Here is an 18,175-nt window from a genome sequence, read left to right on the forward strand (position 1 = left end):
TTAGAAAGAACCGTTCAGCCGAACATTCACGGTGAATTCAACAGCTGGCGAATCGGCTGTGGCAATCCCTATCTCCAGATTTCCCGCGACAGGGTTCACGTTCTTTGCCACATCATCCCAAAAGACCTTTACCCCTTGAGGGATCATTGCTGCGGCTTTTGGAAGGATGAAAACTCCCTCCAAAACGATTTCCAGCGGATCCCCCAGATTCGCGTCAAAGGCTGCGATACCGAATGTGTTTTGAACCAAAACACCGTCTCCGCTTTTGACGATAGCCGGTGATGCAACCGTGATCGTGTTTCCTTCTTGCACAAAATTTTGCATAAATTTTCTCCTCCTCTTTTAAAATTACACGCCGGGGTTTTTGAAAAGACCACGATGGTCTATTGCCTTTACCCCAACATCGAGCCTTGCCTTGATCTTGATCCCGTCGATATCGAAACCTTGTTCGGTTTCTGTGTAAACACCGGCCTGCCCCTGCAGGTAGGCGATCTCGATCGTGTCGATCTGTGAAGGGTCAGCCGCCATGTACCAGGTCCTTTTCGAATCAGCATCCAGACGCGGTTCGGTGATGAGGACGTAAGCCCCGGAAAAAACATTCACCGAATTTGCGACGTTGGCTGTGATCGCGGTCAATTGCTTCTGAGACGCAGTCTCCAAAGCCGCCGGCACAATCAGATAGCGGGCTGTGACATTCAAAAACTGTTTATCTTTTCCTTTTTGAAGGCCGGTCTGGGTTCGCATTTTCTCGCGAGCTTCTCCAAATCCAGCTTCTCCGGGAGCCGCTGGTACACCCAAGTTGCTGTGGTTGGCATGAAAAAGAGTGATGCCGTCGGACATTGCTGCGTTGCCAGTGATGACACCGTAAACCAGATCGCTCTCGAGATCGGCCGCGGAACGACCGAATAATGCCGGGATCCGAGTCATGGCTTCCAAGTCATCATCAATGATCACCTGGCGGTTGATCGCGATGATCTTTCCGAAGGTGGCCAGGTTGTACTTCTCGGCCGAATCGCTCATGGATCCGTATTTGAATTCGCCGCTCTGATTTACTTTTTCGAGTTTCGGAGCTTCACTCAGTTGGACCCGGGAAACCGGTTTGAAATCTGCATTGAAGACCTGACGGACAAAAGGCCGGAAGGTCTGGGGTGCCATATCATAAGCCTGGCGGAGTGTTTTGTTGGCGACTGCCGAAAGAATTTCGGGAAAATCACTCGTGGATAAAAAAGCCCGCTTGGTCAGTTCCATCTTGGAAAGACCTGAAACTTTTTGGTGATTCCTCAAAAGCATTTCTTCGGCAAGACGCAGGAGACTCATACCTGCAAAGGGATGAGCCTTCTCGGTCAACTGATTGACCTTGGGATCGTACCGATGCATCAGAGCTTCGACGGCCCCAGCGCGACGAACATCTGCTTCGTCACGAGTGACTTCGATGCCACTCACTTGATTTAAAATTTTGTTCTGGTCGCTTCGTTCGGCGAGTTTATCGAGGATCTGCCGGCGGGCTTCATCGACAGGCACATCGCTTTCGATCAGCTTCCGGGAGAACGCCTCTTCCATCCCGAATTTTCGGGTAAGCTGGGTGATCTCGGAAGTTCTTTTACGCTCTTGCTCGAGCGTTTCCTTTCGGATCGCTTCCGGGTTGACTATAGGGGCTCGCGTCGCCCCCTCCACGGGCAAAGCCCGCAGAGCCTCCCCCTCAACGCCCCTTTGGGGCTGGTTCTGGTCTTTCATAAGTGTCTCCTCATTTTTATTTTCCTCCGTGCGCTCCACGACCTCGCACGCGTTTAAATCCTTTTCATGGGATCGGACCGATGCTCCCGAATCAGCTCCAACAGGCACCATCGAAAGTTCCATTGGTTCCCAATCGGTTGCTCGGAACGTTTTTAGTTTGTCATTTTCTCCTGAAACATCTTGAAAGCGATAAACGCGATACCCCACTGAGACATTGCGGATGATGCCCGCTTTCACGTCTTGAAAGATGGGAGCTACATCGGCACGCTCGCTGAAGCGGACGCGCGCAAAGCCGCTGCCATTCTCTAACCACGCGTCTTCAACGACGCCGATCTGATCCAGGACATTTTGATTGGAGTGAGTATTGAGAAGAGGTGCTCCGTTCTTGAGCCGGTTCATACGAACCGAATCAGGACTCAAAGAGAGCTCTTCGTAAAAGGGGTCTGTGAAAAAACCGCCGCGCAAAACTTTCTCGCCGGTCGACCAGCGGAGCATGATGGTGCGCTTTTCAGCGTCCAGCGTCTCCGGCTCAAAGCCTCCGCGAAAAAAGAGAGGGGGAAGATTGATTTGAGTTTTCTTCAAAGTATTCTCGCGCCGCATGGTTTAAAAACCTTGAAAGAGTTGTTCCTCTTTGACGTTCATCATGAGGACGAGAAACGGGGTTGCAATCGATTTTTATGGATTATTGTTTGGAGTGGGATTTTTTTGGGACGGAGTGGAATTCCGTGGGTCCGAATCGAGTTTCAGCTTGTACTGATCGAGCAGGTCATTGTCGTGCGCCATTTCTTCCATCTGCTTTTCCGGATCGTTTCCTTGTTCCCGGATCGCTTCAGATAGCGTCTTCAAGCCTCCGCGGATAGCCGTGACCTGGGCCTCCGTCTCTTTGACGGGATCGATCATCTCTCGTTTCGGAGGAGTCCACGTTGCTTTCTTGACGCGGTTCACCGAAACGTGGCCAGCAAGCTCGGCCGCCTCTACAAACCAGTCCCAGACCGGCTCGCAAAGATTGGGAATCAGCATGTTCCAACGCCATTGCTCCACATTCCGATGAAACTCGATCCATCCCATACGGCCGCTGGAAAAATTGACCCGGGAATAATCCTGAGTAAGCGATTCGTAAGTGACACCGTATCCAGTTGCGATGGCCCGAAGAGTGACGGCCGCGTAGGGTTCATATTCTAGGCCCACCGCCGGAGGATTGCCGAAGGTGATTTCTTTTCCGGGAGGAAGATCATAGATCAAACCCGGCTCGAGTTTTTTATCCAAGACATCACTCTCAGTTCCGGGGCCATCCGAAGCTTCTTTATCCATCACAAAAGCGGCGAAACATGCGGCGATTTTCTGGCGGATCAATTGGGCGTCGTCATAGTCGTCAAAATCACGGAGTTTTAGCAGTGCAGGCGATCCCCACGGAACACCTCGGATCTGTCCGGCCCTGTCTTTCCGGTAGATGTGCAGAATCTCGTTTGCCGGAATACGAACACTTTCAAAATTGTTTCCCGGAAAACTCGTCTCGCCAGGGTGTTGCCGGTAGAGATGATAGGCCACCCGGTTTCCTCGAGAATCAAATTCGATCCCTTGTTTGAGGAAACCGCCGCCCGGAATTGCCCGATCGGTCAAGTCATAGAGAAAGTCCGCTTCGATCACCTGCAATTGAAGGGGCACTTGGAATCCGTCTGAATTCCGGCGCATGATTTTACGGATCAACACCTCACCGGCCTCCGTGATTTCGCGCAGAGCCAAGGCTTGGATCCCGTAAAAATTATTTTGTCCCTCGGAGTCACACTGAAGAGTGTCGCCCCAAGAACTCCAGAGCTCGTCGATTTTTTTATTCTTGGGCTGTGGGATGATGCCCGTGCCGACCACGTTGGAGGAAATCACTTGGATTGCTCGGCTCGCGTAGGAGTTATTCCTCACCAGATCGCGCGAGCGTGCGCGAAGTCGGTTCAAAGCAGGTTTGACCTCGGCGTTGGGGCCGGTATCCAACGCGTTCCATCCCTTGGTCCTTCTTCCAATACTTGCTGCTTCGTAGCGACGTTTTGATGGACTCTGAAATAGATCTTCAACGGCCCGATAACGCGCCCGTTTTGCCCCGGCTTTGGGGTTGAAATAGGAAATGAGGCGATCGATCCAATGTTTTTCGGACATTATCAAAGCCCTTTGTCGAATTCCGGTTTGATCACCTTGATCTGCCCGGAGGTGAGTCCCAGAGATTTTTTCATCATGTTCAGGATCTGCATCATCTCCTCAAGAGAGCGGTAGGTCACTTCGCGGTCCTGATATTTGACGCGGGTTGTGCCTTCGGCAATCGCCTTTTCCAATGCATCGATTTGAGCTTGAGTGAATGCCATATCGTTTCACCAGAAAGACCGGTCTTGTTTTAAAAAAGGAGAAGCCTTTCTTTTCTTCTGATGGTCCTGCGAAGGATTCTGAGGACGAGTTTTTCCTATTTCAATCGATCTTTGATTTTTCAACACCTGCCATTGATCTTTTGTGAAACGGTCCAGGCCGGAAAGGGCCGCTGCTGCGCGGGCATAGATTCGGCAATCAAGAGCCTCGTTTCTTTCCCGAATTTTTTCCCATTCATACCGCCGGCCGCCACTCTTGGTGACTCGGACAACCATCTGCTCGGCGGTCAGCATTTTGAAATAGTGTTCGTCGTATTCGGGGAAGTGACAATAACCGGCGAGATAAGGTTCGCCTTCCGTAGTAGGCTTGTCCAGGCGGAGCCAGCCGTAAAGTTCCGTCTTTACGATGCCGCTCCCGACGGTCCAGACTTTCACGCCGCGTCGGATCTTCCGGCCTTTGAAATCTACATCGACGGTAGAAGGTGAACTGATGACCATTTGGGAAAAGTCGGATCCCTTGACCGCGATCACGCGGTTGATCGGATGTTTGCGGACCTGGTTGTAGACAATTTGAGTATTGTAGCCGGAGTCGATCGCCATCATCCGGATTGGAAGTGCGCCGCCTGTCTCACACGTGAATTGCTCATTTAAGAAACCGAAGAGTTCATTCCAAGGTGACTCTTCGTTGGTGTCTCCCGGAACAACCCGATAATCGATCGACCAGCTTTGCCTATCTTCACCCCATGCGACGATTTCACATTCAAGGCGATCTTTTTGCACATCAACTCCCGCGGTGATAAAAATTCCACCTGCGGGCACTCGGTTAAACTCATGAGATTCACGTCGTTCAAAAATTCTTTGCCACTCCGGAGCATCTCCTTTTTCTTTCCAGGTTTCTCCCAAGACCGTATTCACAAAGCTTCTCAGCCGATCCGGATTCTTTTGGGCCAATTCCCATAGTTCGGCAGCATCGGCCCAGGAAAACCAACCGACGGGAGAATAAAGACTGTTCAGATGAAAACCGACGTGCCTTGGATTCGGATTGGTATTCTTGGCGACCCATCTTCCTTTGGAAAGCATGGACGTCTTGTGATGTTCTCCGATCGCTTGTTCGCAACCGGCGCAAATATAGTGAGCCGTGCTGATTTTGCCTTTCTCCCATTTGACTCGGGGCCAGATGAGTTCCTGAAAAAAACTGCAATGCGGGCAAGGGACTTCGTACTTTCTTTGATCGGAAGCCTCGTAAGAGGACTGGATACGCGACCTGCCTTCGATAGTAGGTGTGGAAACCTTGAAGATTTTTCTCCGCGCAAAGGTTCTCGCACGCGCTTCGGCCAGAGATACCGGATCTCCTTCACCGTCGACGTCGCCGGGATAGGCATCAATCTCATCCAGAAAAAGATAACGGGCAGGAAGTGAACGAAGTCCCACGGCGGAGTTGGCACCGGTCATGACAAGAAGTCCTCCCGGAAACTCTTTTGCCAGAATTGTATTTCCCGAATCGCGCGAACGGGGGGATTTTACTTTTTCCCGGAGTCTTTGAGATTCCTGGATCAGAGGCTCGATTCTTTGCTTCGAATTTCTCTTGGCCATTTCGACAGTCGGCTGGACGGCGAGCACTGGCCCCGGCGCGTGATCGATGATGTAGCCGATCCAATTACTGCCGGCTTCAGTTCCTCCCAATTGAGCGCCTTTTATCAAGGTGACAGACTGAACAGGACTCATCGCAGAAAGTGAATCCATGATCTCTTTGAGATAGGGTGTCCTCTCCGTTCTCCATTTCCCCGGTTCGGCGGAGGCCCTCTGTGAGAGCATGCGGTAAGTATCAGCCCACTCGCTGACCGTCAGGATTGGATCGGGCCTGAAGCCGCCATAAAAACCTTCTCGGTAACAGTCATCTTGATTCATGGTCGCAAAGCTCCCGGAGGGCGGTATTGAGCTCGCGTGTCAGGACAGCGTGCATGGTGGGCTGATCGGTGATGCCGACCAGTTCCGCGCTGATCCGGTCGGGGATATTCAAAATATGATCGCGGACCGTGCGGGCGATCTCAAAAGCATCTCTTTTCATTTTCTCGGCATCAACGAGCTTTCCGCTTTTCTCCTCAAATTCGAGTTTGGCCAGGCGGGCGAGGTAATGCTCGCGGGCCGCCCGAGCCGTGGCATAACCTTTGGTCGATTCGTTATCGTCTCTTACCTTAGAGAGATCTGTATTTTGGGACCAGTCCCTGTCGGCATGAACAGGGTTGATCCATTTTCCATTAGAATCGGAAAACCGGATCCGTCCACGCTTCAAGGCATCTTGGACAGCCGCAAGCGAGACCTTGCGATGTCTCGCGTAAGCTGAAATCGACATCAAATTTCCGTCGGGAGATTTTTTAGGCATACTGTGCCTTCTTTCCGACGAAATCTTCCCAGCGTTTGACGATCATGTCGCAGTAGCGGGGATCGATCTCCATCCCGTAGCAAACTCTTCCTGTGCTCTCGGCCGCAATCAATGATGTGCCGCTTCCAAGAAAGGGATCATAAACGGATTCTCCGCGCTTCGTATTGTTCACGATCGGCCGGCGCATGCATTCAACCGGCTTCTGGGTGCGGTGGTCGGTGTTGGCATCCTCGATTTCGCCACCACGGGGATTGCGGTTCGCGATCTGCCATAGAGTGGTTTGTTTCCGGTCCCCCGACCAGTGACCGGTCTTTCCTTTTTTGACCGCGTACCAGCAGGGTTCATGTTGCCAGTGATAATGACCTCGGGAAATAACCAAGCCTTGCTTGGCCCAGATGATCTGCGAGCGAATTTCGTAGCCGGCCCGCATAAGGCTATCGGCAACTTGGGCAGCGTAAACTCCGGCATGCCAGACGTAAGCGACATCGCCATCAAAGAGGCGGATCGCTTCGGTCCAATCAACCCGATCATCGTTCTCAACTTTTCCCAGAGCGCGGGCGGCGTAGGCGATCTTGCCTTTCTCCGCGGCTTCATTGCGCCATTCTGGTTCGTAGTTCACACCGTAAGGGGGATCGGTCACCATCAACACTGGCTTGAGGCCACCTAAGAGTTTCTCGACCTGGCCGGTATTGGTTGCATCTCCACACATCAATCGGTGAGAACCCAATTGGTAAATATCGCCCAGCTTGGTTTTAGGTTTGCTGGGAGGATCAGGGATGTCGTTCTCATTGGTTAATCCTTTCTTCCATTCCTTTTCTTCCGTCTCGAAAATATTTTGAACCTCTTCATTCCCGAAGCCGATGTCCTCAAGTTCAAAACCCTCCTGATTCAGAAAATCCAATTCCTCCTTCAAGAGGGTGAGATCCCAGTCCGCCAGCATAGGAATCTGATTGTCGGCCAGGACGTAGGCTCGCTTTTCGTTTTCGGTTAAGTGATTGAGGAGGATGGCCGGCGCCTTTCTGTGCCCAAGTCTTTTCAAAGCCTCGAGACGTCCGTGGCCGGCGATCACCATTTTCTTTTCGTCGATCAAGATCGGAACGGTAAATCCGAACTTCTCGATGCTCTTCATCAACTGGCGAATCTGATCGTCGCTGTGAAGACGGGCATTCCGCTCGTTGATTCGGAGCTTTTTAATCTCCACGACCTCGATCTTCTTGCAGGCGATAATTTCCTGAACCTGCGAGTCACTGACTCTTGATTTATTTGGCTTTTCCACAAGTCAAAATTCTCCCTGTCGCTGGCGAAATTCTGCGCCTTTGGCCACCCGCACTGTATCTTGGCGGGGAAGGACCCGTGATTTCATGAGCCACCTCGCTGGGTGAGGTATTTGTAATTGCGCTCAAACTCGGTTGCGAAGCGCTCCTCGGCAATGGGAGCGAGTTGATCCGTGATCTCAGGCAGAATGCTCGCGATACTTTTGTAAGCCTGCTTCTCAATGGGCAGCTCCGCCCCCTTATCGCTGCGTCTTGATTGGGTGTTGGGATCACGCACTTTAACGCGCCTCATGACAGGGTAGCGTCCGCTCTCCGTTCTCTTTTTCATAAGAAAAGCGTGTCTGATGACCTGTCGTTTGCCCGTGATATTAACGCTGACACCCGCGGCGACTTGTTGGGGTTTGAACTTGCTTAAGGAAATACCCTTTGCGCTGGCAGCAATGGTGAACTCCTGTGAATCAATGGGCTCGCTGGCCTTGGGTTTGTTCCGGATGGGAAGAGCGTCTTTGATATCTTTGGAGGGAAGTTTAATTTTTTTCTGAATCCGTTGCGCGGCTTCCTTCCGAATAGTGATGCCGGTCCGGTTAAGCGAACGCGAGACAACCTTTCGAAGAGTCTTCTCATCAATAGCGTTCATGAATCTTAAGAGCTCAGGCCGGTTGAGTTTAGCTTGGATGCGGATAGCCACGATATTAAGCCGCCTCTTTTTGATCTAGTTGAAGATAAGCGTAGAGAATTTTCTCCAGCTTCCGGCTTAAGAGTCCTGCATTTCGGATGGAAACGAGCGAATCGTATCGGTAGTTGATTGCTTGGGCGAGTTTCTCGAGGCCTCCCGCTTTTTGAGCGGCGAGATTTACGAGCTCGCGACCTTCAATCGTTACCTTTCGAAGAAGTCTTGATGCCGGCATTTGCCCTCCTGATAACGTGGTTCGGTATAAAAATAATTGTGAGACCTATAAAATCCATTTCAATCGATTTCTTGCTCTCTTGGCCGACTATACAGTCGCCTCATCTCCTCTTGTTTTTCAGGGGACATCTGGCTGAGCGTGATCACCGGCCGGGAAATCAAAATATCCCTCCGCAGTTTTTCCTCAAAATCAGCCCATTGACGGAATTTGATTTTTATCGGCATTCGCCGCCTTACGGCGCCGCTGCAATGCCTTGAACAAAAGCTGCGAGGGGAGTTTCTTTCAACGCTCTGTCGGTAAAGGGCGAGGCTGACCGAAAATGGTTTTCGGCAATTCCCACAAACTAGAGTAATGAAGGGGGCGGTCATATCCCCCTCTCAATCAGGTCCGTCACCCCGCGTGCCACGATGGTAAGAGCGCCGGCCTGTTCTGCATTGTGGAGGAAATTTTCCTGTGGTTCGGAAAGCTGGCCTTTGGCTGTCTTGACTTCAATTGCCAACATCTGCCCGTACTTGCGACCGCACTCACATCGGCAGGGAAGGATACCAAGAATGTCGGAAATGCCGGGGGTCGCCCCGAGGGACTGAAAAACCTTCCAGTGGAAAACCTTTCGGATGGTCAGGTAATCGCGGATGGATCGTGTGATGTCTCTTTCAGAAATCTTTGCTGCTTGGATTGCCATGTGTGTCATCCCCTTGTAAAAGCAGGAGTAATTGACACAAAGTGGCGATATGATAGTTAGGCTGCTAACGCCAGCTCGGCGCACGCAGTTCTAAAATCGTCCAGTCGGGAGCGCAACGACTTTTCGCCAGAAAAGTCGTCCTCTATTTTCCATTTTCAATTATCTATTTTCTGTGTTTCTGTGCTTTGAAGTTGGCGAAAAGTCGAGAAAATAGAGGTTTAAGAAATGCCATTTCAGTTTGAAAATTTGGAAGTCTATCAAAAAGCTCTAGACTGGGTCGAAGCCATTGAGTCCCTCTGTGAATCACTTAAAGGCAAAACCTCTTACTCATTGATCGACCAACTCTCTCGCGCTGCCTTATCGATCCCCCTCAACATCGCCGAAGGCAATGGCCGATGGCACAAAGGTGAAAAACGCCAATTTTTCTGGATCGCTCGCGGATCTACCTTCGAATGTGTTCCGATCATACAAGTTTTACACCGAAAAAATTTAATCAACGACATCCAATATTCCGGCTATTATGAACAACTCGATGTCATCGCCAAAATGCTCACGAATTTGGTGAAGTCGGTGGAGGATTTGAGAAAAGATATATGATCGCTCAAGACAAAGCCGAAGAATTTGCCCATAATTGGATTAATTCCTGAAATGCCCATAGGATTACTTCTCACTACGAGGACACAAAAAAATGAAACCCATCGATCGACTTCTTGCCAATAATAAATCCTGGGCCAAGCAATGCATTAGGGAAAATCCTCATTTCTTCCAGGACCTGGTGGGGATTCAAAATCCCCAATATTTGTGGATCGGGTGCTCGGATGCGCGGGTGCCGGCGAATACGATTGTGGGGTTAAACCCGGGCGAAGTTTTTGTTCATCGCAATATCGCCAACCAAATAATTCCTTCCGATTTAAACTGCCTTTCTGTCATTCAATTTGCCGTGGAGTTTTTAAAGGTAAAAAACATCATTGTGTGCGGACATTATGGTTGCGGCGGCGTTCAGGGGGCCCTTGAAAATAAAAAACTGGGATTGATTGACAAATGGCTTGCCCCCATCAAAGATCTTTCAAAGCGCAACAAGGCCCAACTTGAAAACATTCCTGATTTTGATCAACGTCTCAGCAAATTATGCGAACTGAATATTCATCAACAGGTTCGAAACGCATGCCACACTGAAACTGTCCGTAAGGCGTGGAAGGAAGGCCAACCGCTATCCGTTCATGGTGTCGTCTATGATCTGCATGACGGACTGATTAAAAGCCTCGATTTGTGCATTTCTTCTGTAGAAGATGCACAAACTTTGGACACAAGGGCATAGGAAGAAATCTCAGGAACATCCCCCATAATCCAGGCAGGGAGCTTGCCCCCGTGAATGGCCTCCAAAGAATGCCCGGCCTCATCGCGAATGGCATTGATGGTAAAATGGAAACTATTTTCCGGCGTGATGACTTCAAGCTTGTCCCCACAACTTAATTTGTTCCGGGGGGCGACAAACAAGCTTCCGGGGCGGCTAGCCAAAATCATTCCCCCAAATTCCTGGGAATAAATATCTGTAATGCCCGATTCATATCGTTGTAGAGAGCTGTCTGTTTTTTCCACCAAAAAACCGGGGGTATAACCACGGTTGTGAATTTTGTTTAAATCGCGGATTAAGTCCTCATTCAACGCCTTCCCCGCCATCATGTCATCGATGGCGCGACGATAGGTTTTAGTGGTAATGGCCAAATAATAAACCGACTTGGTTCGCCCCTCAATTTTGAAGGAATCAATACCGGCCTCCCACATGTCTTTTAAATGTTCGATGGCCATCAAATCGCGGGCATTCATGATATAGGTTCCATGTTCATCTTCATCAATACGCATCATCTGGCCGGGGCGTTCTTTTTCTTCCAGATAAAAATCAGCCAACAATTCCAGACGATTTTGAGGGTCTTCTTCTTCTAGTTGCGGCTTTGCATACAATTTATAAGGCCAGCGGCAGGCATTGGTGCACAAACCCTGGTTGGCATCGCGATGCCCAAAATAATTGGAAAGGAGGCACCGGCCCGAATGGGCAATGCAAATGGCTCCGTGGACAAAAGCCTCCAACTCCATTTCGGGAACCTGATTTTTGATTTCCTTGATTTCTTCAATGGACAATTCACGTGAAAGAATAATACGGCTCACCCCCACCTTGTGCCAAAATTTAACGGCCGCCCAGTTCATGACATTGGCTTGCACTGAAAGATGAATGGGGACATGCGGGTGCCGTTCTTTGACCAGACTTACCAAACCCGGATCAGCCATGATAAGCGCATCCGGTGCGGCCTTGATCAGTTCATCCATTTTTTTAAGGAAAAGATGGATCTTCCGGTTGTGCCCCAGAATATTGGCCGTCAGATAAAATTTTTTCCCCCTTTGATGCGCATAGGCCGCCCCTTCAAAAATGGTTTCTTCCCTAAAACCATTTTCACGGGCACGCAGTGAAAACTGCGGCATCCCGGCATAAACCGCATCGGCCCCATAAGCAAAAGCATATTGAAGCTTTTCAAGATTGCCTGCGGGCATTAAAAGTTCGGGGGAAAACATAGGGTGGCCTTTCATAGGGGCGTATCACGCCGTGCCTGCCTCAGGCAGGATACGCCCCTACGTTTTTATCAGATCCATGATGTTTGAATATAAAAAGGGGTTGGAATGAACAATGCCGGTGGCCAGGGGATCTTTTTTGTTGAATACAAAACGACTTCCATCAATTTGAGAAACAACCCCACCCGCTTCCTCCACAATCAAAAGGCCTGCGGCAAAATCCCATTCCGTTTTGGGCTGCAAACTAAAACTGGCATCCGCCCGGGCGCAAGCCACTTGCACCATTTTAAAGGCCATGCCCCCCGAAGGAACTATCTGAAACCGGCCTTCATGTTTTTTCCATTCCCCGCGACCCAATTCAGAACGGCTGGCCAGGATTCTGGATTTTTTAAAATCTTTTTCATCCGAAACATGGATTCTCTTTTCCCCAAAAAAGGCTCCGCCCTTTTTTGACGCATAAAAAAGTTCGCTTGTGGCCGGATTATAAACAACCCCCACAACGGGCCGGGCATTTTCGACCAAAGCGATGGAAACCGCAAATTCAGGAACACCCCCGATAAATTCCTTGGTTCCATCAAGCGGGTCCACAATCCACACACGTCTTTTGGAAAGACGTTGGGCATTATCGGTTGTTTCTTCCGAAAACCATCCGTCATTTGGAAATGCCGATAAAACTATTTTTTTTATGATGGCATCAGCTTCGCGATCAGCAATAGTGACAGGTTGTTCGGCTGATTTGTGATGAACAGCCACCCCGGTTTGATAATATTTGGCAATGATCTCCCCCGCTTTAAGGGCCACATCAATGGCAACACATAGCTCTTTTTTCCAAGTCATGAAAAGGGAAGTAGCAAAACAAAGTTACAATGTCAGTATTTAAATACTGATGGAAAAATAACAGTAAGGCTTCATGTACCATTGTAAAAACAAAAAACCCCTTTTCTATTTTTACAAGGGTATGTTAATCTCCCAACCATGCCTCATACGCGCCATAGACATCTTACCCCGCTCCTCCAAAAGACATTACGCTATTCTCCCATCACGGGCGTCTTTGGCCATCGGCAAGTGGGCAAAACCACGCTGGTCGCCCAATTGGCCGGGCAATACAGCACTTTTGACCAAGCACTAGCCCTCGATTACGCCAACCGGGACCCTGAAGGTTTTTTAAAAGGCCATGAGATGGGAAAAACGCCTTTTGTTATCGATGAATGCCAGTTGGCTCCGCCTTTGTTCCCGGCGTTGAAGGAGCGTATCAGGACACATCCCAAGCCCGGACAATTTTTACTCACCGGATCCGTCAGATTTTCAAGCCGCAAGGCCATCAAAGAATCCCTCACCGGCCGCATGATCGCCTGGGACCTTTTACCCATGGATTTGAGCGAGCTCCATGAGCACGACATGCCGGACTCCTTGGTGAAAATCGCGAAAGCCAAGACTATCGGTCTTGACCTTAAATCCCCAAAATATTTTTCCCACAAAGCCTATTCCGAGTACCTTCAAAAAGGGGGACTCCCTGGGGTTTTCTCCGTATGCGACCTTGCCATCCGCGAGCAAAAGTTTGAAACGCAACTCAACACCATGCTGGAGCGCGATCTCAAACTCATCGTCCAAACCACGCTTCCTTATGCCACCTTACGGCTGCTTTTGGCTACGCTCGCTAAAATGCAAGGGCTGCCCCTGGACTTAACTAATTTATCGCGTCAATCGAGAATTTCGGTCCCCACAACTAAAAAGCTATTAATCTCCTTGGAATCCATGTTCCTGATTCGAACGCTTAAAACCCGGGGAACCGAAACAAAACCCATCGTTTTTTTGGAAGACCAGGGTGAAGCGAGCTTTTTATCGGAAGGGCAAAGCCATGAGCTCCATGATTTACTGCGGTTTTGCTTCGCCAATTTCAGGGTGCAATTCATTTACAAAACAGAACTCAAAGCGGAGTTTTTTCAATATAGAAACCGCGGAGGGGCTCATGTACCGCTTGCCATCCAGATCAATGCCGATAAGAATAGGTACCACCTTGGCGTGATTCCCATCCTCGGGACCACACCGACCCCCCATGATTTGGGAAGTGCCTACAGTTTCTTGAAAAAATTTTCTTTCTCAAAAATATTATTTGTAACTCTTAATGAAGTAGATCGCGTCTTGTCTGACGCCATGCGCGTGATTTTTATCGGAAAACTCGTCTAAGCTATGAACAACTGCCCCCCGAGTTTCATCCTGAGCGACCCTTCGACTCTCCGCCTTAAGCGGATCGCTCAGGGTTGATCCGTTTTTTTATTTCGGCCCCAAGGGGCCGAGTTTGAGTCGAAGGATCAACATTTAAATACGGCGGAAAACAAGTGGAAAAACTTTGGCTGAGCCCCCATTGAGTTTTACAGGGGAAACCATATAACGGGCAATCCTATGTGGGGCCGCCTTGGGACTTACATGTTTCTTTGGCGTATCAAAAGGAGTTTTGGAATAAGCCACCATATCCACTTTTTTTCTCTGTTGACCCAAATAACGAGCGGCCGCATGCACATCATCTAAGTTTTCAGCAAACAAAAATCCCGTTCCTCCCAGAGCCAAAATATCCATAGAAGCATCAAGCATGTTTTGAATCGAACGCTTTTCTCCCTCCCCATTAAAATGAACCATCGAAACAGCCCGCGGTTTTCTGTTAATCATGGTTGGTTGCACATCGGTTGTTTCATGGGCATCAAGAACCCAATGCAAACCGTCCGGGATTACTTCTAAAGCACCCCATACATGGGCCAGAGTGGCCAGATCCGTTTCTTGAACGGTGGGTTGGGCCAGTGGCCAAGGATTAAGCGCCTTTAACAACCTCCAAAATCTCCGAGGCAAACGTTGGGTCATCCGAGCCACAAAATTCTGGGCCGCTGGTTCATAGGGAACCAAGGAGTGAACTTCTGCGCCCTGTTCCTCGTCTTCTGCTGGAGGTTGGGGCCTTAAGGCCATGGGAACGATTCTTTTTTTATGTTCAGCCACGATTTCCTGGACTTCTTTCATGACTTCCTTCCAGGTTTTGTCGGGGCTATAATTTTTTCCCATCATTTTCCTTAAAAGGCGTAATCGAAGGGCAAAAAGTTTTGGAAGCCACCCATGCACACGAAGTTCTTCCCTCATCAGGTTTTTAATCCCGAAAAGTTTGATGGTGGGCAGGGAAAAGGACGTTGAAAAACCACGGAACTCATGATCCACATACACCCGACCCACTGAACCCTGGATACGACGTACCGGGGCGGACCGTAGATCAACCAAGATCCCAGGATTTTCTTCGGTTTGTTGATGAATCAAGGCAATGGCCTTGAAAATTTCAGAGGGATGAACATGACGCGTTCCCTTTTTCTTGTGTTCAACACCTTCTTCGGTAAAAGGCCGGCCGATCACCACCGCCCCACGCCCTCCGGAAGCAATATAGTTTTCAGCATTCACGATTTTGTCATCGCAAAATATATAACCATTACCATTGCCCCCATAACCCTTTTGTCCCCGGTAGGCTTCATTAATGTGCCACTCAATAAGACTAAGCGCTGCCTGCAAACGGATTTCTGGATCCAGTTTTTCAAAATCGTAGTTATGACCCCGCAATGCTTCCAACGCCTTAAAATCCGATGAGGCCAATTCTTCGTAAGTTTGGTTGGTGTCACGTTGCACTTGAATATCATAAGCTGACACCGCAGGATCTTCATTTGTCTTGTAGGTTAAAATCCATTTTAAAATTCCAAGTTCTGGATGATTTACAAAATCCCGTATACGGGAAGCCGAGGCATGGGTTCTAAAAACGATGGGGCGCTTATCCCGTGTCACCATGGCCGCAATGGCAATAACCAAAGGATTCAAACTCACGGTTTCCCCATCAAGAATCCTTCCCTTGGGGAAACCCCACACACAGTCATCCAGATCAAAACGCGTATTTAAGGTGGTGACATCCCCATTATTCCACGCATCCTGCCAGATTTGCCAAATGGCTTCGCGGTCAATTTCTTGATCAAAGTTTTGGGGCAAAAGACGAGACAAAAAAGCAAGCACCTCTTCTTTGTTGGTACCGTCAATCTGATAATGTTCGGGAAAATTTTCAGCTCTGGGAGCTAGGGCTCTTTGCACATACAAACCATTATCCAAATTCATCAGGGCATCGGCGGCTCGCCCAGCCCCGGTTTCATGTCCATGGGCCACAATGAATTTAAGTAAGGTTTTGAGATCACCCAAAACTTGGGGGTTTTCTTGAAGGGCATCGGCAAAAGCCCGATCCGAATCAAACTGGGCGTAAGCCGCTTCGACTCTACTGATAACTGCTTGCACCTCTTGTCTAGCATTGACCAACGGAATCCCTGTTCGATCAAAAGAATGAGCAACACCTTTTCTTTCGTTATAATCAACAAACTCATTTAACGCGCGGCTTGTTGTAAGCGCCTGGCTTACCAAATAACGAAGGGGCACATCGGCATTGACTTCCCCATGACCCAAAAAATTATGCTTTCCCTTGTAAGAAAAAACATCGCGCCAAACAGGAGGAACAAGATTTGCAAAAAACATGAGCCCTTGTGAAAGAGGATCTGGGGGAGAAATTTCACGAGTAATATTATTTAACAAAAGTCCTACAGGATCAGCTTCTACCATATCCCCGTTTGAAGGGCCGGGAACCATATTTAACCACTGCCCGATAAAATGATCATTTACTTGGCGTGTTGCCTGTAAAATACTCAACACAGTTAATGCAGCCAAAGCAGGAGGAGCAAAAGTCAGAGGGTGGGAACGCCCCTGTTTTTGGGCCCTTAAATAGTCCGCCACAAAAATACGAATATCGTGGGATGTTAAATCATGCACATTACCGTCGGCCAAAGCCACGCGTAATGCAACATCCGTCACAGCCCCTTCAGCAGAGGGGTCTGTCAAAGTTGCCTCACGATTCGCTGGGGGGATACGGCCGGCTAATGCTTGGAACGTCCGCCACACTTCCCGGGCATCCCAGGCGCCATTTGTTGGGACATATTTCATGATTAAGTATTATTGTTTACTTCGGCAATTTGAGAGAAAAGTTGTGTGTAATTGTACGCGGGAGATCATCAAGCAAATCCCCTAGAATTCTCAGAACAATACAAAACACATGATCGAAAATCCATTTTCACCCGAGATTTTGAATCAGTTGAGAATCCTCTACGCTATATTAGGTAGTGAACATGAATACCAATCGGGTTATCAGGCACGCCAATATTTGGCAACGACCTTCCAAATTACAGTCTCTATAATAAACCAAGGCAATTTTTTCCTTATCAAAGGGAGAATTCATATTTATTTTGACTGATTTAAGCAAGTTTTAGCATTTAACCAGTTGTAATCATTTAATTTTTAAAGATCCCCCCCTTGGCATTTAAGTTGCACGCTTAGAACTCTTGTGAAAAAAGATTGGTCCATCGGCATGGTACTTTTGGTTCTTAGTTGGGCTTGGGGTGCCACAGCCCAAGTTCGCCCTACAACTCCTGTACCAACAAAAGCTATTGCTGCACCACGGTCCACAATACCGGCTCGTCAAATTCCAAGCAATCAGATTACTCCCACTCAAAATAAAATAGTCATTCCGTCAAAAAAACCAGTAACAGCTGTGGCCAACAAAAAACCGCAAAAAAAAATCAAACCCATGACTATCGATGATGAGATTCTTTCTTCTTGGAAGCTCATCGAAAATCCCATTTTGGAATATTCAGTCAGGCTTGGGGTGTTAAGGGAGGGAGAGTTTTGGGGGCCATCACCCAAGGCCGAGTATCCATCTCAATTGATTTTTGAAGAGAAGAAAACTTTTTTGGGTAGAAACAATAATCCATCAGAAAGCCAAAAGACGACTTTCGCCAATCAAATACAGAGCCGTTATCAAGTTTCTATTCAAGATTTAGATTTAAATAAAATTTACTCTTGGCAAAAGGCCTGTTCGTTAAAACCTCTAAATTTATCAGAGGTCCCTCCGGAAATTAGAAATAATAAAATATTTTATGAATTGGGATTAGATCAAGTTTATGTCTTTGAAGATTTTCATACCCGTGCCTTCTCCCTTCTTAACGTAAAAAAAGATGGGGTATCCATGAGGAGCTTTACTCCGGTTGGAATGGCTGTTGAAGGAAAGAAAGTTCGCTTTTCGTCTCCAAAACCTTTTTCGGATTTTAATTATTATTTAAAGAAGGTTTTGGAGAAACAAGCCTGCCCCCTAAAAAGTATACCCTCTCCGTTGATGATGACACCGGCTTCTTCTACACCCTCATCTTCATTAAAGAGGAAATGATCCT

18 protein-coding genes are annotated in these 18,175 nt (G+C 48.6%); 5 read left to right on the plus strand and 13 right to left on the minus strand.

What is annotated here, in order from left to right:
* The 9 genes from A2048_01415 to A2048_01455 form a co-directional block, all read right to left on the minus strand.
* Nucleotides 1–324, minus strand: a complete 324-nt coding sequence (locus tag A2048_01415; GenBank protein ID OGP10450.1) for a hypothetical protein — start codon at nt 322–324, stop codon at nt 1–3.
* Nucleotides 325–348: 24 nt separating this feature from the next.
* On the minus strand, nt 349–2,301 hold the full coding sequence (locus A2048_01420; protein OGP10481.1) for a hypothetical protein: 1,953 nt from the start codon (nt 2,299–2,301) through the stop codon (nt 349–351).
* 108 nt (nt 2,302–2,409) lie between these two features.
* Nucleotides 2,410–3,882, minus strand: coding sequence for a phage portal protein (locus tag A2048_01425; protein ID OGP10451.1), 1,473 nt, complete (start codon nt 3,880–3,882; stop codon nt 2,410–2,412).
* Nucleotides 3,883–3,884: 2 nt separating this feature from the next.
* The gene (locus A2048_01430; protein OGP10452.1) at nt 3,885–4,085 is read right to left on the minus strand and encodes a hypothetical protein; all 201 of its coding nucleotides are present in this window, start codon (nt 4,083–4,085) and stop codon (nt 3,885–3,887) included.
* A gap of 6 nt (nt 4,086–4,091) precedes the next feature.
* Nucleotides 4,092–5,990, minus strand: coding sequence for a phage tail protein (locus tag A2048_01435; GenBank protein ID OGP10453.1), 1,899 nt, complete (start codon nt 5,988–5,990; stop codon nt 4,092–4,094).
* Nucleotides 5,977–6,435 carry a hypothetical protein gene (locus A2048_01440; protein OGP10482.1) on the minus strand — a complete coding sequence of 153 codons (459 nt, stop codon included), beginning with the start codon at nt 6,433–6,435 and terminating at the stop codon, nt 5,977–5,979. Before A2048_01440 ends, A2048_01435 begins: the two co-directional genes overlap by 14 nt.
* A gap of 22 nt (nt 6,436–6,457) precedes the next feature.
* Nucleotides 6,458–7,693: a DNA methylase gene (locus tag A2048_01445; GenBank protein OGP10483.1), complete on the minus strand. Its 1,236-nt coding sequence runs from the start codon at nt 7,691–7,693 to the stop codon at nt 6,458–6,460.
* A gap of 131 nt (nt 7,694–7,824) precedes the next feature.
* Nucleotides 7,825–8,427 carry a hypothetical protein gene (locus tag A2048_01450; GenBank protein ID OGP10454.1) on the minus strand — a complete coding sequence of 201 codons (603 nt, stop codon included), beginning with the start codon at nt 8,425–8,427 and terminating at the stop codon, nt 7,825–7,827.
* A gap of 4 nt (nt 8,428–8,431) precedes the next feature.
* Nucleotides 8,432–8,647, minus strand: coding sequence for a hypothetical protein (locus A2048_01455; protein OGP10455.1), 216 nt, complete (start codon nt 8,645–8,647; stop codon nt 8,432–8,434).
* Here A2048_01455 and A2048_01460 point away from each other — a divergent pair.
* Entirely contained in the window at nt 8,638–8,904 is a 267-nt protein-coding gene (locus tag A2048_01460) for a hypothetical protein (protein OGP10456.1), read from the plus strand. The genes A2048_01455 and A2048_01460 overlap by 10 nt on opposite strands.
* Nucleotides 8,905–9,011: 107 nt before the next feature.
* Here the strand turns inward: A2048_01460 and A2048_01465 are convergent, their stop codons facing one another.
* A complete protein-coding gene (locus A2048_01465; protein OGP10457.1) occupies nt 9,012–9,329 on the minus strand; it encodes a hypothetical protein in 318 nt (105 codons plus the stop codon).
* A 225-nt stretch (nt 9,330–9,554) separates the two neighbouring features.
* Here A2048_01465 and A2048_01470 point away from each other — a divergent pair, with 225 nt between their 5' ends.
* Both A2048_01470 and A2048_01475 read left to right on the plus strand, forming a co-directional pair.
* Entirely contained in the window at nt 9,555–9,926 is a 372-nt protein-coding gene (locus A2048_01470; GenBank protein ID OGP10458.1) for a hypothetical protein, read from the plus strand.
* A 91-nt stretch (nt 9,927–10,017) separates the two neighbouring features.
* On the plus strand, nt 10,018–10,647 hold the full coding sequence (locus A2048_01475) for a carbonic anhydrase (protein ID OGP10459.1): 630 nt from the start codon (nt 10,018–10,020) through the stop codon (nt 10,645–10,647).
* Here the strand turns inward: A2048_01475 and A2048_01480 are convergent.
* Together A2048_01480 and A2048_01485 are read right to left on the minus strand one after the other, a co-directional pair.
* Nucleotides 10,560–11,897 carry a hypothetical protein gene (locus A2048_01480; GenBank protein ID OGP10460.1) on the minus strand — a complete coding sequence of 446 codons (1,338 nt, stop codon included), beginning with the start codon at nt 11,895–11,897 and terminating at the stop codon, nt 10,560–10,562. The two genes, A2048_01475 and A2048_01480, sit on opposite strands and share 88 nt — an antisense overlap.
* Nucleotides 11,898–11,954: 57 nt before the next feature.
* Nucleotides 11,955–12,731: a hypothetical protein gene (locus A2048_01485; protein OGP10461.1), complete on the minus strand. Its 777-nt coding sequence runs from the start codon at nt 12,729–12,731 to the stop codon at nt 11,955–11,957.
* A gap of 138 nt (nt 12,732–12,869) precedes the next feature.
* Between A2048_01485 and A2048_01490 the strand changes: the two genes are divergently transcribed.
* On the plus strand, nt 12,870–14,081 hold the full coding sequence (locus A2048_01490; protein ID OGP10462.1) for a hypothetical protein: 1,212 nt from the start codon (nt 12,870–12,872) through the stop codon (nt 14,079–14,081).
* 132 nt (nt 14,082–14,213) lie between these two features.
* Here A2048_01490 and A2048_01495 read toward each other — a convergent pair whose 3' ends face one another.
* Nucleotides 14,214–16,895, minus strand: a complete 2,682-nt coding sequence (locus tag A2048_01495; GenBank protein OGP10463.1) for a hypothetical protein — start codon at nt 16,893–16,895, stop codon at nt 14,214–14,216.
* Nucleotides 16,896–17,316: 421 nt separating this feature from the next.
* On the opposite strand from A2048_01495, the gene A2048_01500 reads away from it, so the two are divergent.
* Complete coding sequence (locus A2048_01500; GenBank protein ID OGP10464.1) at nt 17,317–18,171, plus strand: hypothetical protein; 855 nt, start codon at nt 17,317–17,319, stop codon at nt 18,169–18,171.
* Nucleotides 18,172–18,175: the final 4 nt, after the last annotated feature.

This window comes from Deltaproteobacteria bacterium GWA2_45_12 (genome assembly GCA_001797365.1).
GTDB lineage: Bacteria > UBA10199 > UBA10199 > UBA10199 > UBA10199 > UBA10199.

Bases quoted from the DNA above. Each gene is read 5' to 3' on its own strand.
- A2048_01415 (OGP10450.1), bottom strand. From the start codon at position 324: ATGCAAAATTTTGTGCAAGAAGGAAACACGATCACGGTTGCATCACCG.
- A2048_01425 (OGP10451.1), bottom strand. From the start codon at position 3,882: ATGTCCGAAAAACATTGGATCGATCGCCTCATTTCCTATTTCAACCCC.
- A2048_01430 (OGP10452.1), bottom strand. From the start codon at position 4,085: ATGGCATTCACTCAAGCTCAAATCGATGCATTGGAAAAGGCGATTGCC.
- A2048_01435 (OGP10453.1), bottom strand. From the start codon at position 5,990: ATGAATCAAGATGACTGTTACCGAGAAGGTTTTTATGGCGGCTTCAGG.
- A2048_01440 (OGP10482.1), bottom strand. From the start codon at position 6,435: ATGTCGATTTCAGCTTACGCGAGACATCGCAAGGTCTCGCTTGCGGCT.
- A2048_01460 (OGP10456.1), top strand. From the start codon at position 8,638: ATGCCGGCATTTGCCCTCCTGATAACGTGGTTCGGTATAAAAATAATT.
- A2048_01455 (OGP10455.1), bottom strand. From the start codon at position 8,647: ATGCCGGCATCAAGACTTCTTCGAAAGGTAACGATTGAAGGTCGCGAG.
- A2048_01465 (OGP10457.1), bottom strand. From the start codon at position 9,329: ATGGCAATCCAAGCAGCAAAGATTTCTGAAAGAGACATCACACGATCC.
- A2048_01470 (OGP10458.1), top strand. From the start codon at position 9,555: ATGCCATTTCAGTTTGAAAATTTGGAAGTCTATCAAAAAGCTCTAGAC.
- A2048_01475 (OGP10459.1), top strand. From the start codon at position 10,018: ATGAAACCCATCGATCGACTTCTTGCCAATAATAAATCCTGGGCCAAG.
- A2048_01480 (OGP10460.1), bottom strand. From the start codon at position 11,897: ATGTTTTCCCCCGAACTTTTAATGCCCGCAGGCAATCTTGAAAAGCTT.
- A2048_01485 (OGP10461.1), bottom strand. From the start codon at position 12,731: ATGACTTGGAAAAAAGAGCTATGTGTTGCCATTGATGTGGCCCTTAAA.
- A2048_01490 (OGP10462.1), top strand. From the start codon at position 12,870: ATGCCTCATACGCGCCATAGACATCTTACCCCGCTCCTCCAAAAGACA.
- A2048_01495 (OGP10463.1), bottom strand. From the start codon at position 16,895: ATGAAATATGTCCCAACAAATGGCGCCTGGGATGCCCGGGAAGTGTGG.
- A2048_01500 (OGP10464.1), top strand. From the start codon at position 17,317: ATGGTACTTTTGGTTCTTAGTTGGGCTTGGGGTGCCACAGCCCAAGTT.